Source organism: Flavobacterium sp. 83 (assembly GCF_000744835.1).
In the GTDB taxonomy this organism is placed as follows: Bacteria; Bacteroidota; Bacteroidia; order Flavobacteriales; family Flavobacteriaceae; genus Flavobacterium.
Genome location: NZ_JQMS01000001.1, coordinates 2,089,942 through 2,104,320, shown reverse-complemented (window position 1 = coordinate 2,104,320; position 14,379 = coordinate 2,089,942). Strand labels below are relative to the sequence as shown.

The following is a 14,379-nucleotide window of genomic DNA, read 5'->3' as shown; positions in this document are numbered from 1 at the left end:
AAACTAAGAAATTACTCCAGAACCAACTAATTCCTCTCCTAAATACCAAGCAACAAATTGTCCTTCAGTTATTGCTGATTGTGGCTCATCAAAAGCAACATACATTCCGCCTTCAAATTGATGCAAAATTGCTTTTTGCAAAGGTTGTCTGTAACGAATTCTCGCCATAACTTCCATCGATTCTCCATTGGCCAGAGTCATATCTTTACGAATCCAATGTACTTCAGATTTTTCAATAAGTAACGCTTTCTTAAACAATCCGGGATGCTGACTGGTTAATCCGGTATAAATCGTATTAGTTTCCACATTAGTGGCTATAATAAATAATGGATCCGTTGTTCCTCCTACATTGAGTCCTTTTCGTTGTCCAATGGTAAAATAATGGGCTCCTTGATGTTTCCCTACTTTTTTACCCATTTCTGGTGTATAAGGGATTTTTTTTGCTTCGAATGCTAATTCTTCTTCCAGAGTCAAACCTTCCTCTTTTTGAGAATTATAAATTGTATCGTTTTTATCAATTTGGATTATAATTCCGTCTTTTGGCTGCAATTTTTGTTGCAAAAATTCAGGCAAACGTACTTTTCCTATGAAACACAATCCTTGAGAATCTTTCTTTTCGGCTGTAATCAAATCCATTTGAGCTGCAATTTCACGAACTTCAGGCTTAGTTAATTCTCCAATTGGGAATAAAGATTTTGCCAATTGTTGCTGAGACAACTGACATAGAAAATAAGATTGATCTTTATTGCTATCAGCACCAGCTTTCAATTGATAAACTGTTTCGCCATTGACTTCTATTTCGCTTTTTTGACAGTAATGTCCTGTTGCTACATAATCAGCACCAAGGCTCAAAGCAATTTTCATAAAAACATCAAATTTTATTTCGCGGTTACAAAGCACATCAGGGTTTGGAGTACGCCCTTTTTCATATTCGTTGAACATATAATCAACGATTTTCTCTTTGTATTCTTCACTTAAATCTACCGTTTGAAAAGGAATTCCTAATTTTTCAGCAACCAGTAATGCGTCATTACTATCTTCCAGCCAAGGGCAATCATTAGAAATAGTAACCGAATCATCATGCCAATTTTTCATAAAAAGACCTATGACTTCATACCCTTGTTGTTGCAACAAATAAGCCGCAACACTTGAATCTACACCACCCGAAAGTCCTACAACAACACGCTTCATCTTCAAAAAATTATAATTTTATAAGGGTGCAAAGTTACAAAAGATTTACTACAGTAGTTATCTAACAACAAACTTAATTAAGGCTTGGATTTTGTTGCATTTTGAGGATTACTCATATTCACTTCTTTGACTTTTTTCCCTTTTTCAAAAAATTGCCAAGTTCCAGATTTTTTTCCATTTACAAACTGCCCTTTTGAAACCACATTTCCATCCGTATCCTTGAAAATGGCTAAACCATTGTATTCATTATTCTTAAAAATGGATTCTTCCAGTACAATTTCTTTTTCGGTGTATTTTTTGTAAACGCCGTCTTTCAGATTGTTTTTATAAGTGATTTCCTCGGCAATTTTACCACTAGGATAAAAAACACTTCGCAAGCCTTCAAGTTTTCCATTTGTATAATTTTCTAGAGTCATAATAGCTTTTGAGGCTTGATGGTAATACTTCCATTGCCCTTCAAATAATTTATTCACTACTTTTCCTTCACTTACTTTATTCTTATCTTGATCATAAAATATCGTGTAGGCAGAATTATCATTAGAATTAAATTCCCGGGTAGCTATTACCGATTTTGCTTTGGTATCATCATAAAAATTGAAAACTCCAGTTTCCTTGCCATGAACAAAAGTTCCTTCATAACGCGGTCTTTTTGATTCCTCAAAAAAACCTTTCCACAAACCATGCTTTTTTCCTTTTTCATCTAATTTATTAGAATCTGTTTGTGCATGAAGACAAAACAAATTCAAAAAAATCAAGGCACACAATATTTTTTTATAAAATGCTTTCATAATAAATAACCTTTTAATAGTAACGACTTCTGATAGCTTAAATTATCTGTAAACAAAAAAATCTCGAAATATATCGAGATTTTTTAAATTTTTATTTCTTTTTGTCTTTCGCTTTTTGAGCTTCTGCTTGTTCCATAACTTCTTGAAGTTTTTTCTGGAACTTACCTTGTTTCTTAGGCTCTTTCAATTTATTCTCTTGTATTTGAGCGTGAATTTTATCGCTGTCAACAATGTAATTTTTAATAACAAACATAATTCCAATCGTAATCAAATTGGAAATAAAGTTATACAAACTCAATCCTGCACCGTAACTGTTGAAGAAAATCAACATCATGATTGGTGAGATATAAATCATATATTTCATCATTTTTGCCATATCTGGCATTCCCTCTTGCTGTGGAGCAGCCATTTGTTGATCGCCTGAAGTCATTTTCATATAGAAGAAAATCGCTATTGCTGCTAGTATTGGAAACAAACTAATATGATCTCCATACATAGGAACGTGGAAAGGCAACTTTACAACTTGGTCAAAAGAAGATAAATCGTCTGCCCAAAGGAAACTTTTCTGTCTTAACTCAAAAGCTGAAGGAAAAAACTGAAACGAAGCATACATAAAAGGAAGCTGAATCAAGGCTGGAATGCATCCTGCCATTGGGTTTACCCCAGCTTTATTGTACAATTTCATCGTTTCCTGTTGTTTCTTCATGGGGTCTTTTTTGAATTTTTCACCCAATTCCGTAATTTCAGGTCGCAATACTTTCATCTTAGCCTGAGACAAAAATGATTTATATGTAATAGGCGACATGGCAATTTTTACAATAATAGTAAAAATAATTATCGCAATTCCATAAGCAATGTATGAGCTTAAAAATCCAAATAAAGGAATAAACACAAACATGTTAATCCATCCAAAAATACCCCAACCTAAAGGAATAATTTTTTCTAAATTTTTATCGTAGGCTTTTAATGTCTTATAATCTGATGGTCCAAAATACCAATTCATTTTATAATCTACTTCACCATTAGTAAATGCTAATGGGACATTAGCATTAAATTGTTTAATGTATGTTGTATCCACTTTTTCATCTACAACTAATTTATGCGATTTTAATATTGTTTTAGCAAACGGCGTATCAGTCAATAAAATAGTACTAAAAAAATGCTGCTTGAAAGCAATAAACTTAACGTTTTCAGGTATTTCTTCTTGAACATCTTTTCCTGTCCCGGAAACATTATTAAATTTATCATCACCATACTCATAATTCAATAAAGTATAACGGTCTTCATAAGCAATACTTTTTTCTGTTCTGAATGTTTTCAAATCCCATTCTAAATCTAACGGTTTAGCAGTATTCAAAACTTTATTCAATCCTTGTGAACGAATATCAAAACCAACCATGTAATTGTTAGGTTTCAATATGTACTTGTATTCCAGAAACTCATTTGCGCCAGCTTTCAATTTCATAGACAGAATTTGATCCGCTCCTACTTTTGTAAGAGTTGGCTCAAAAAACAAGTCTTTTGTATTTAAAGTACGGTTATCGCTTGTAAGTAATTGAATATTTAAATTCGCATTATTATCTTTAATCAATTCAACTAATTGACCTGAGCCTTTTTTGAATTTTTCAAAATTTTTCAAAGCAGCTTCAATAATATACCCTCCTTTATTAGCGATTTTTAATTTTACAAATTCATTTTCAACGGTAGTAAAACTTTCTTTTGCAGAAGGAAGTGACGCTGAATAAGCAAAATTCCCTAAAGTTTTTTGCAATTGTGCCATTTGAGTTGAATCGCCAGGTACAATAGCTGCTGCAGTAGCAACCGTTTTAGTTGCAGCCGCTTTTGCTAAAGCTTCCTTAGCCACTAACTCTTTTTTAGCTTTATCAGCAGCAATAGTTGCTTCCGAAGGTTTATTTTGAAACATGATCCAAAACAAAATACCAACTATCAATATAAAACCTATAATTGAATTAAGGTCTAATTTTTTTTCTTCCATTATTTTATTTAAAAAAGTTTACTATATATAAGTATAAAGTTTGATGAATTGTTTCAAAAAACAAAAACTATTTTTTCTTTGCTTGAACTGCTGCTGCCACAAAATTTACAAAAATAGGGTGTGGGTTTGCCACGGTACTTTTGTATTCTGGATGGTATTGAACTCCAATGAAAAATGGGTGATCCTCTAACTCTATAATCTCAACCAAACCTGTATCCGGATTTACTCCTGAAGCAATCAAACCTGCATTTTGTAATTGTGCAACATAGTTACTGTTGTACTCATAACGATGACGGTGACGCTCAGAAATAGTTTCTTTCCCGTAGATTTTATACGCCAATGAATCTTGTTTTAAATCACATTTCCATGCTCCAAGACGCATTGTTCCTCCTTTATCAGTAATCGTTTTTTGCTCTTCCATCAAGTTGACAACAGGATGTGAAGTTTGCTCATTCATTTCAGTCGAATTAGCATCAGGATAACCTACAATATTTCTTGCATACTCGATAATTGCCATTTGCATACCCAAACAAATTCCGAAAAACGGAACTTTATTTTCTCTTGCATAACGAACTGCTTCTATTTTTCCTTCAATTCCTCTTTCTCCAAAACCTGGAGCTACAAGAATTGCATCTAAACCTGATAATTTTTCTTCAATATTTGTTGCGTCAATATGCTCAGAATGAATAGAAATCACGTTAACTTTAGTTTCATTTGCAGCACCTGCATGAATAAAAGCTTCCAAGATTGATTTGTAACAATCTTGCATTTCTACATATTTCCCAATCAAACCGATATTTACAACATGTTTAGGATGTTTTAATCTGCGTAAAAAAGTATTCCAGTTTTTTAAATCCGGAGCCGCTTTTTTAGGCAAGTCTAATTTCTTTAAAGCCACAATATCAAGACCTTCTTCCAGCATTAAATTAGGCACTTCATAAATCGTTGAAGCATCAATAGATTGTATAACGGCCTCTCTTTTTACATTACAAAACAAGGCTAATTTATTGCGAATCTCATCTGAAATTTCGTGCTCTGTTCTACAAACTAAAATATCAGCTTTAATACCACTCTCCATCAGTGTTTTAACAGAATGCTGTGTTGGTTTTGTTTTTAATTCTCCGGCTGCAGCCAAATAAGGAACTAAAGTCAAATGAATTACTAAACCATTATGTTCTCCTAATTCCCAAACTAATTGACGAACCGATTCAATATATGGCAAGGATTCAATATCCCCCACTGTTCCACCAATCTCAGTAATAACAATATCAAAATCACCTGATTTACCAAGCAATTGCATTCTATCCTTAATTTCATTGGTAATATGAGGTACAACTTGTACTGTTTTACCAAGAAATTCTCCTCTTCTTTCTTTTTCAATAACCGAAAGATAAATTCTTCCTGTAGTAACATTATTCGCTTGAGATGTAGGAACATTCAAGAAACGCTCATAATGTCCTAAATCTAAATCAGTTTCCGCACCATCATCAGTCACATAACATTCTCCATGCTCGTATGGATTTAAAGTACCTGGATCGACATTAATATAAGGGTCAAACTTTTGGATGGTTGTACGATATCCCCTAGCTTGTAACAATTTTGCCAAAGATGCAGCAATAATTCCTTTTCCTAAAGAAGAAGTCACACCGCCTGTAACAAAAATATATTTCGTTTGATTCATTCTGTTGTTGTTTGTATTGTAGTTATGTAAAAAACTTGGCAAAAGTACAATTATAAATTGTCAATTAGAAAATTAAATCGGTTTAGGATAGCGTTTTTTTATATTTCGAATTAACTCTTCCAATCCGTTCAGTTTTAATTCGTAAATCAATTTCAATTGTTCCCCTAATTCTCCTTTTGGAAATCCTTTATTACTGTACCAAACCACATAATATTCAGGCAAATCGATAAGAAATTTACCCTCATATTTACCAAAAGGCATTTTGGTATGAGCCAGTTTAATCAGTTGTTGTTGGTTTTTATCCATTTTTTTTTCAATAAAAAAGAAGCAAGAGACAAAAACAAGAGGAATTAATTTCTCTTGTTTTTGTCTCTTGCTTCTCGACTTTTTATCTTATTTCCAGTTAAAAGTAATTCTTTTTTCGATTTCAGTATTTAAACTCAAGAAAACAGGACAAGTCATAGCCGTTCGCTCTAGAATCGTTTTATTCTTTTGGTCGTCAGTTCCTGACATATCAAAAGTAATTTCTATTGTTCCTATTCGTCTCGGCTCTGCATTCATAATTTTAGTTACTTCGGCAGTAGATCCTTTTAAATCTAGATTCATATCGCGGGCTTTTATTCCCATTACAGTCATCATACAACTTGCCAAAGCATTCGCTACCGTATCCGTTGGAGAGAAAGCTTCGCCTTTTCCATTATTGTCTAATGGCGCATCTGATATGATTTCATTTCCAGATTGCAAATGTATTGATGATGTTCTTAAATCGCCTAAGTATGTTACTTTTGATGTCATAATTTTATTATTATTTTATTCTACTGCCACTGAACACTAATTACTGAACACTTTTTAATTAGCTTCTTTTATTGTTAAATCGGTGTCATAGTATAAGATGTAAACACCTTTATTAGTATATCCACCCTCTTCTTTTTTATAATATTCAAATTTATTATCTACCTGTTCAGTAGCGATAGTATCAGCCGTTTCTTGATACGTTTTATCTTGTGACAAACGCATCATGGTATCAAAAGTAATATCAAAACCACGAGTTGCGAAAGCGCTAGGGAAAATTTTATTTTTCTTTTTATATTCTTTTTCGAAAATTAAAGCTTCAGGAGATTCATTTTCACGGGTTACGGAAGGATACATTAATTTCAATTTTGTCAGATTCACAAAATTAATTTCATCGGTATCTAGTGTTTCATTAGGTTCTAAAATAACCAACTGTACTTTATACGTTGCCATAGCGCTCAACATAGTAGCCATTGTTGATTTAATCATTCCTGTATTTCCGGTTTCCATAACCACATAGTTTATTTTGTCTTTCACAAATAAACTTTTTAAATTTTCAGGAGCTAAAGCTCCGTTTGCGGCAAGGACAGAAAATTTTACATCTTTATGATTCTCTTTTATAAATTGAACCATTGATTCCTTTTTCTTATCGACTACAGCTATAATATTACCGCCTTTTGCTCTCATATAATCGAACATGGCATTTTTAACTGCGGTAGCCGTTGGAATGGTTTGGTACAAATTACTGAATGAATTCCCAATATCTTTTGATAAAGGAGAAATCACAGGAACTTGATTCAGAGTCAATAATTCAGCCGTTTTCTCCACGTTAGTCAGATAAAAAGGTCCGACAACGGCATCTGAATTTTCCAGATTATTTTCTTTAATTATAGAAGCGACATTAGACGTGTTTTTAGTTTCTTGCGAATCATAAATCTTAACATCGATAGAAAGTCCTATTTGTTTTGCAGAATCAATCGCCATCAAAGCTCCCGAATAAAAATCCAAAGTCATATTCAAAAACTTGTCTTTTTTAAGACGCATTGCAGTGGTATTAAGAGTATCTCCTTCAATATTTGGCATATTAAACGGCAAAAGCAATACTAACTTTTTTCTGTTGCTACTTTTCTTTGATAATCCAGCGTATTCTTTTTTAGTTTCCAGCGGAATAGTCATCGTTCCAGGAACTTTCAAAATCATTCCTTCCACTACACCTTGAGACAAAGCTGGGTTCAGAGTGATTAACTCTTCCTGAGTCATACCAAACATTTTTGATAAACTATAAAGTGTTTCTTTCGGCTTCACTTCATAATTTAGATAATTAATGGCTGCCACAACCTTTACAGGATTCGGTTTTGCAATTTCTTTTTTGGTTTCAACAACTGGAATCGTTTTCTCCACTTTTGGTCCCGAAGTTTCGGGATGGCCCTTGATAATTAATTTATAACCGATAGGTAAATTAGAAACAATTTCAGGATTTTTTTTCTCTAATTCTTGAATGGTAATTCCATATTGTTTAGAGATAGAATATTTAGTTTCTTTTGGAAGTACCTCGTGATACACTACTTTTTCTTGAATTACAGTAGCGGTAGCAGTCTTAGTGCTGTTTTTAGAGGGGATAACAAGGATTTGTCCAATTTTCAGCCCTTCTTTTTCAAGAGTTGGATTGGCTTTCTTCAAATCTTCATCTGAAACACCGTATTTTTTTTCTATACCGTACAGCGTTTCTTTCGGTGCTACTTCATGAGTTGTAGTTTTCACGATTGGCTTAGCTTGCACTATAGTTTTTTGTTTCACTCCACTTTTTGGAATTAACAAAACACTATTAGGCTTTAATCCACTTTGTGCATCAGGGTTTAATTGATAAATATCATACGGAGTAACGTTGTACTTTATTGCAATCTGACTCATCGTTTCTCCTTTCTCCACTTTATGGGTAGTGTTTTTTTCTTGCGAAAAAACATTGTAGTTAAAAAACAAAGCAGTAATACAAATTGCAAAAAAATATTTCATCATTTTTATTTATAAAATTATTCAATCATTAATAACGGAACGGTATCAAATTTTGTTCCAAAACTTGATACCGTTTATATAAAGAACATTAAAAATAATGATGTTCAAAGAAGAAATTAGCAGGGATTATATTATTCCCACTCAATAGTTGCTGGCGGTTTTGAGCTAATATCATACACCACTCTATTTACTCCTTTTACTTTATTAATAATATCATTAGATATTTTCATTAAGAAATCATACGGTAAATGTACCCAATCAGCAGTCATACCATCCGTAGATTCAACGGCACGTAATGCAATTACTTTTTCATAAGTACGCTCATCACCCATTACACCTACACTATTTACAGGAAGTAAAATAGCTCCGGCTTGCCAAACTTTATCATACAATCCCCAAGATTTCAATCCTTCGATAAAAACAGAATCTACTTCTTGCAAAATTCTAACTTTCTCTGGCGTGATATCTCCTAAAATTCTAATTGACAGTCCTGGCCCTGGGAAAGGATGTCTTCCCAATAATTCTGGGTCAATTCCTAACGAAGCTCCTACTCTGCGCACTTCATCTTTGAAAAGCATACGAAGCGGTTCCACAATTTTCAATTTCATGTAATCAGGTAAACCACCTACATTATGGTGTGATTTAATAGTAGCCGAAGGTCCTTTTACTGAAACTGATTCAATAACATCAGGATAAATTGTTCCTTGCGCTAACCATTTTACATCTTCTATAAGGTGTGATTCATCATCAAAAACTTCGATAAATACACGTCCAATAATTTTACGTTTGGTTTCCGGGTCACTTACACCTGCTAATTCAGATAAGAAACGATCTCCTGAATCAACTCCTTTTACGTTCAATCCCATTCCTTTGTATTGATCTAATACATTTTGGAATTCGTTTTTACGAAGCAAGCCATTATTTACAAAAATACAATATAAGTTTTTCCCAATAGCTTGGTGCAATAAAACTGCCGCTACTGTAGAATCTACTCCTCCAGAAAGACCAAGAACTACTTTATCGTCTTGCAATTTCTCTTTCAACTCTGCCACCATTTCGCTAACAAAAGCATTTGGTGTAAAGTTCTGAGGAACTTCCGCTATTTTCACTAAAAAGTTTTCTAACATTTTTGATCCATCGGTAGAGTGAAAAACCTCTGGATGGTATTGAATAGCGTATGTTGTTTCGCCTTCAATTTTATAAGCTGCAAATTCGACATCATGTGTACTTGCCAATTTTACTCCGTTTGTTGGTAAAGCTTTAATACTATCGCTATGACTCATCCAAACCTGGCTATTTTCAGAAACTCCTTCAAAGAAAATTTCATTCTCTTTTATATAAGACAAGTTGGCTCTACCATATTCTCTAGTGTTTGAAGCAGCAACTTCACCACCACTAAAATGGGATAAATATTGCGCACCGTAACAAACAGCCAGCATTGGAAGTTTTCCTCTAATTTGAGATAAATCAGGATGTGGCGCGTCTTCTCCTCTAACAGAAAAAGGGCTACCTCCAAGAATTACTGCTTTATAAGATGATAAATCACTCGGGAAATGATTGTAAGGGAAGATTTCGCAGAATATATTTAATTCGCGAACTCTACGCGCAATAAGTTGAGTATATTGCGATCCGAAATCTAAAATAAGTACGTTGTGTTGCATGCGCAAAAATACTTTTTATATTTTGAATTGAAAAATTGAATTTTGAAAAATATTTATTTTTTTTTCAATAGGCTATTTATCCTATTTATTTATACCTCAGAAACCGTCTTTTTTTGACAAAACGAATGATTTTTAAAATAAAAGCAAAGAATCATTTAAGTACACATGAAATATACAGTACCATTTTGAGTTAACCTTATATAATGAATACATAAAAATTAAAAAACCAATGAAAATTAAAACATACGCAATACTTTCACTTTTTGCTCTTTTTATAGTTTCCTGTAGTGTTGTCGATAAATTATTGACTTTTACAGTATCTAACGAGACTAGCTTTAAAATAGCCAGTGGATTTCCTCTTAACCTCGCCACTGAAATAATCACGCCAGATGTCACTACAAATTCAAGTGCTGAGTTTCAAAATAACAATACAAAAGCTGATTTAGTAAAAGATGTAAAACTGACTGAATTAAAATTGACTATAACTGATCCAACGGACAAAACATTCAGTTTCTTAAAATCAATTCATTTGTATATTTCAACAGATGCTAATGATGAAATCGAATTAGCCTATTTAGACAATATTAATTCCACCGTAAACACAATAAATCTAATTTGTACTCCTGAAAAACTAGATAAATATATCAAAGCTTCGAGTTATAAAATAAGAGCTAAAGCAGTTATCAAGGAAACCGTTACTAAAGACATAACGGTAAAATCTGATATGAAATTTAAAGTAACTGCTGATCCGTTTTAAAAAATCAGCAGTTGATTATTTTTTATTCTTTAATAATTACAAATTTTCCTTTTACCCCGGCATCCCAATTTTCCCAATAATCAGACTTAACCAGTTGTCCTTTGTCATCATAAATTTGAAATTCAGCCGTATTTCCGCCTAAGGCACCTCTATTTAAAGCTTCAATTTCGAATGTATTAATTCCTTCTTTAAGAAATATTTTAAATTCTTGATAATTTGCTTTCATTAATAATCTTTCTTGGACTACATTCCCATTCATAGTAGCTTTGGCTAAATCCCCATCAATCTGTCCAAAATCACGATAACTAATTAAAAAGAATTCTGATTTTGTTCTAATCTCACCAAAATTAACATCAATTTTTACTAAAAGTCTTGAATCTTCTTTCAATCCCTCTTTAACTAATGTTTTGCCTAAATCTTTTTCCATTTTGTCCATATATACATCCCCTGGATTAGCAAAATCATTTTTTGGAGTCATGTTTATAGTGCTTGCTTCTCCAATTTTCAATACAGAACTAGGGGTTTTTATTTCAGGGCTTTTAAAAACATTTGGACTATAAGTTGGCGGAATATCAGTTTCAGGAGGAACTATCTTTTTGAACTTCGGACTTCTATTTATAGGAGGAATTGCCTTAAACTTTTTACTAAATTCAATCTGACTATAGCTTTTTGAAGAAATACCAATACTAATTATTATAAAAAAAAGAATCTGTTTCATAGAAGGTGAATATTGAAAAATCAATATTAATTAAAATTTAAAACTAGAGAAATAGAGTGAACAACAAAAATAGTATAAATTAATTTCATTAATTTATCGAATTAAAAAAACAACTTCCTTATTCTTTCATTAATATTAGTGTTGCTTTATTATCTGTCCCAAGATTCCATTGATTGGCAGAAATAACATTTCCTTTATCATCATACACTTGAAATTCAGCTGTATTAGGAGGTGCAAAGCCTTCGTTCAACGCCTCAAAATCAATTTTATTAATCCCTTTCGCTAATTTTATCTCAAACCCTTTAAAATTGCCATCTAAAATAACCTCGTATTCTATTACTTTATCATTTACGTATACTCTAATCTTATCACCATCTACATAAGCGGCATCCCGATATCTTACTTTAGCAGTAAGAGAACCGGTTTTGAAATTTCCTAAATCTTGATTTTTCTTATAAGTAACCACCTCTAAATTTTGGGCTTTTTTAGTGATTTTTTCAGGATTCACAAAATTAACTTTTGGCATATCAAGAGGAATATCTCGGTTTTTTATCACTTTTGGAGCAGTAATTTTTGGCAAATCTGCTTTTGGAGGAATTGGCTTTTTTATTTTCGGTTTTATATTTTTAGGCGGGATTGCTTTAAATTTAGAACTAAATTCATTTTGTGCATATCCGCTTAGGGACATACCTATGACAATAATTAAAAATAGAATTTTTTTCATAACTTTTTAGATTAACAGAGCTGTGCATGTAAAATTTTTAAAAATAAAAACCAAATCTTAACTAAACACAAAATGTAGTAATTTCACTTTCTTTAATAACATTTAATTTCCAATTTTATTACATTTCATAGCATAAGATTAGCTAAAATTGATTTCTCAAAATTGAACTTTTTAGTTAAAAATCAATGTTTTTTATTTCTCATTTTTTTCTAAATTGCAAAAAATATACCAAAATTTAAATTAGGTTCTAATATTTTAAAAATCAGTTAAAAAACAAACAAAATGAAAAGAGAAAACATATTGACAGGCTCACCATGGGAAGATAAAATGGGATATTGTCGTGCGGTACGTATTGGAAACATCATTGAAGTATCAGGAACAGTAGCTATAATTGACGGTGAAAAAGTAAAAGCTGACGATGCGCATGCACAAACGCTGAACATTCTAGAACGAGTAGAAAAAGTACTGGAAGACTTGAATGTAAGCATGAAAGATGTCATTCGCACCCGAATATTCACAACTGATATAACTACATTTGAAGCTGTTGCTACGGCTCACGCCAAATTTTTTAAAGATATAAAACCTACAACAGGTTTTTACGGAATCAATCAATTAGTTGCTCCAGAATATTTGGTTGAAATCGAATTTACAGCAATTGCTCCAGAAAAACCTTTAGTTCAGGAAGGATTGTAATACTTTAGCAAAAAAATCTGATGATTCAACAATGAATTTAGAGAACGCTAAAAAAATAATGCTTGTCACAGTCAAATGGATTTTCATTTGTGCTTTGACAGGCATTATTTCTGGATCAGCATCTGTATTTTTTTTAGTGGCATTAGAATGGGTAACACAGGTTAGAGAACATAATAACTGGCTCATTTGGCTTTTGCCAATAGGCGGTCTTATTATCGGATTGTGCTACCATTATTACGGAAAGGATGTTGTAAAAGGCAATAATTTATTACTAGAAGAGTACGAAAATCCCCAGAAATTAATTCCTTTAAAAATGGCGCCTTTAGTGCTTATTGGCACCTTAATAACGCATCTTTTTGGAGGTTCTGCAGGTCGCGAAGGAACCGCTGTACAAATGGGAGGAGCCATTGCCGATCAATTTACAAAACTGTTATCCCGAGCACGTCATGCCGAGCGCAGTCGAGGGACGAGCGACAAACATGACAATTCAGATAGAAAGACACTAATCATTCTGGGAATCAGTGCTGGTTTTGCATCGGTTTTTGGTACACCTTTGGCTGGAGCACTTTTTGCTTTAGAAGTTTTATATTTCAGCAAAATCAGTTTCAAAAGCATTCCGCTGTCTTTTATAACTGCTTACGTTGCTTATTTCACCGTTGAATTCTGGGAAGTAAAACACACCCATTATAACATCCCTATTATTCCTGAAATGAATTTAACCAACTTGTTTTGGGTAATTCTTGCGAGTATATTATTTGGTTTGGCCGCTATGTTTTTCTCTCGAAGCACACACTTTTGGGGTACTTTATTTTCGAAAACCATATCCTATCCTCCGCTTCGTCCTTTCATAGGAGGAATAATCATTGCTTTAGCAATCTATTTTATTGGAACCACAAAATACATCGGTTTAGGAGTTCCCATGATTGCTGATGCTTTTTCAAATCCAAATGCATCTTACGATTTTCTGCTCAAAATACTATTCACTGGATTTACGCTGGGCGCAGGTTTCAAAGGTGGCGAAGTAACACCGCTTTTCTTTGTGGGTGCCACTTTAGGAAGTGCTTTATCAATTGTAATTCCGCTGCCCATTGCAATTTTAGCAGGAATGGGATTCGTCGCTGTTTTTTCGGGAGCAACCCACACCCCTATCGCATGCACCGTGATGGGAATGGAACTTTTCGGGGTCGAAAGTGGTGTTTTCATTGGTATCGCCTGCATTATCGCTTACTTTAGTTCCGGTTCTGTGGGGATTTACAAAGCCCAAATTGTAAAAGGGGCAAAATACCATTTGTACCAAAAACTAAAAAGCAAAGACATCGAGCTTTTGTAACATTGTAAAAGTTTGTTAATTATATAAATGATTTC

Annotated in this window: 13 protein-coding genes; 3 read left to right on the top strand and 10 right to left on the bottom strand. The window is 33.0% G+C overall.

Going from position 1 to position 14,379, the window contains the following annotated elements; all coding sequences use genetic code 11:
• Positions 1 to 3: 3 nt before the first annotated feature.
• The 8 genes from mnmA to guaA all read right to left on the bottom strand — a co-directional run bounded on the left by mnmA (position 4) and on the right by guaA (position 10,122).
• The gene (gene mnmA / locus T410_RS09265) at positions 4 to 1,191 is read right to left on the bottom strand and encodes a tRNA 2-thiouridine(34) synthase MnmA (protein WP_035670849.1); all 1,188 of its coding nucleotides are present in this window, start codon (positions 1,189 to 1,191) and stop codon (positions 4 to 6) included.
• A 77-nt stretch (positions 1,192 to 1,268) separates the two neighbouring features.
• Positions 1,269 to 1,979 (bottom strand): toxin-antitoxin system YwqK family antitoxin, encoded by a 711-nt coding sequence (locus T410_RS09260; protein WP_035670846.1) that lies wholly within the window; start codon positions 1,977 to 1,979, stop codon positions 1,269 to 1,271.
• A 91-nt stretch (positions 1,980 to 2,070) separates the two neighbouring features.
• Positions 2,071 to 3,975, bottom strand: a complete 1,905-nt coding sequence (gene yidC / locus T410_RS09255) for a membrane protein insertase YidC (RefSeq protein WP_035670843.1) — start codon at positions 3,973 to 3,975, stop codon at positions 2,071 to 2,073.
• A gap of 67 nt (positions 3,976 to 4,042) precedes the next feature.
• The gene (locus T410_RS09250) at positions 4,043 to 5,656 is read right to left on the bottom strand and encodes a CTP synthase (RefSeq protein ID WP_035670840.1); all 1,614 of its coding nucleotides are present in this window, start codon (positions 5,654 to 5,656) and stop codon (positions 4,043 to 4,045) included.
• 72 nt (positions 5,657 to 5,728) lie between these two features.
• Complete coding sequence (locus T410_RS09245) at positions 5,729 to 5,962, bottom strand: DUF3820 family protein (protein ID WP_035670838.1); 234 nt, start codon at positions 5,960 to 5,962, stop codon at positions 5,729 to 5,731.
• A gap of 87 nt (positions 5,963 to 6,049) precedes the next feature.
• Entirely contained in the window at positions 6,050 to 6,451 is a 402-nt protein-coding gene (locus T410_RS09240; protein ID WP_035670836.1) for an OsmC family protein, read from the bottom strand.
• A 54-nt stretch (positions 6,452 to 6,505) separates the two neighbouring features.
• A complete protein-coding gene (locus T410_RS09235; RefSeq protein WP_369793023.1) occupies positions 6,506 to 8,464 on the bottom strand; it encodes a LysM peptidoglycan-binding domain-containing protein in 1,959 nt (652 codons plus the stop codon).
• 128 nt (positions 8,465 to 8,592) lie between these two features.
• Positions 8,593 to 10,122, bottom strand: coding sequence for a glutamine-hydrolyzing GMP synthase (gene guaA, locus T410_RS09230; RefSeq protein ID WP_035670833.1), 1,530 nt, complete (start codon positions 10,120 to 10,122; stop codon positions 8,593 to 8,595).
• Positions 10,123 to 10,351: 229 nt separating this feature from the next.
• On the opposite strand from guaA, the gene T410_RS09225 reads away from it, so the two are divergent.
• Entirely contained in the window at positions 10,352 to 10,879 is a 528-nt protein-coding gene (locus tag T410_RS09225) for a hypothetical protein (protein WP_035670831.1), read from the top strand.
• 22 nt (positions 10,880 to 10,901) lie between these two features.
• Here T410_RS09225 and T410_RS09220 read toward each other — a convergent pair whose 3' ends face one another.
• Both T410_RS09220 and T410_RS09215 read right to left on the bottom strand, forming a co-directional pair.
• Positions 10,902 to 11,597 carry a hypothetical protein gene (locus T410_RS09220; RefSeq protein WP_035670829.1) on the bottom strand — a complete coding sequence of 232 codons (696 nt, stop codon included), beginning with the start codon at positions 11,595 to 11,597 and terminating at the stop codon, positions 10,902 to 10,904.
• A gap of 118 nt (positions 11,598 to 11,715) precedes the next feature.
• Positions 11,716 to 12,321 carry a hypothetical protein gene (locus T410_RS09215; RefSeq protein WP_035670826.1) on the bottom strand — a complete coding sequence of 202 codons (606 nt, stop codon included), beginning with the start codon at positions 12,319 to 12,321 and terminating at the stop codon, positions 11,716 to 11,718.
• Positions 12,322 to 12,603: 282 nt separating this feature from the next.
• Here T410_RS09215 and T410_RS09210 point away from each other — a divergent pair, with 282 nt between their 5' ends.
• Positions 12,604 to 13,014 (top strand): RidA family protein, encoded by a 411-nt coding sequence (locus tag T410_RS09210; RefSeq protein ID WP_035670823.1) that lies wholly within the window; start codon positions 12,604 to 12,606, stop codon positions 13,012 to 13,014.
• Positions 13,015 to 13,045: 31 nt separating this feature from the next.
• The gene (locus tag T410_RS09205) at positions 13,046 to 14,344 is read left to right on the top strand and encodes a voltage-gated chloride channel family protein (protein ID WP_035670821.1); all 1,299 of its coding nucleotides are present in this window, start codon (positions 13,046 to 13,048) and stop codon (positions 14,342 to 14,344) included.
• Positions 14,345 to 14,379 lie beyond the last annotated feature (35 nt).

Bases quoted from the DNA above. Each gene is read 5' to 3' on its own strand.
- mnmA (WP_035670849.1), bottom strand. From the start codon at position 1,191: ATGAAGCGTGTTGTTGTAGGACTTTCGGGTGGTGTAGATTCAAGTGTT.
- T410_RS09260 (WP_035670846.1), bottom strand. From the start codon at position 1,979: ATGAAAGCATTTTATAAAAAAATATTGTGTGCCTTGATTTTTTTGAAT.
- yidC (WP_035670843.1), bottom strand. From the start codon at position 3,975: ATGGAAGAAAAAAAATTAGACCTTAATTCAATTATAGGTTTTATATTG.
- T410_RS09250 (WP_035670840.1), bottom strand. From the start codon at position 5,656: ATGAATCAAACGAAATATATTTTTGTTACAGGCGGTGTGACTTCTTCT.
- T410_RS09245 (WP_035670838.1), bottom strand. From the start codon at position 5,962: ATGGATAAAAACCAACAACAACTGATTAAACTGGCTCATACCAAAATG.
- T410_RS09240 (WP_035670836.1), bottom strand. From the start codon at position 6,451: ATGACATCAAAAGTAACATACTTAGGCGATTTAAGAACATCATCAATA.
- T410_RS09235 (WP_369793023.1), bottom strand. From the start codon at position 8,464: ATGATGAAATATTTTTTTGCAATTTGTATTACTGCTTTGTTTTTTAAC.
- guaA (WP_035670833.1), bottom strand. From the start codon at position 10,122: ATGCAACACAACGTACTTATTTTAGATTTCGGATCGCAATATACTCAA.
- T410_RS09225 (WP_035670831.1), top strand. From the start codon at position 10,352: ATGAAAATTAAAACATACGCAATACTTTCACTTTTTGCTCTTTTTATA.
- T410_RS09220 (WP_035670829.1), bottom strand. From the start codon at position 11,597: ATGAAACAGATTCTTTTTTTTATAATAATTAGTATTGGTATTTCTTCA.
- T410_RS09215 (WP_035670826.1), bottom strand. From the start codon at position 12,321: ATGAAAAAAATTCTATTTTTAATTATTGTCATAGGTATGTCCCTAAGC.
- T410_RS09210 (WP_035670823.1), top strand. From the start codon at position 12,604: ATGAAAAGAGAAAACATATTGACAGGCTCACCATGGGAAGATAAAATG.
- T410_RS09205 (WP_035670821.1), top strand. From the start codon at position 13,046: ATGAATTTAGAGAACGCTAAAAAAATAATGCTTGTCACAGTCAAATGG.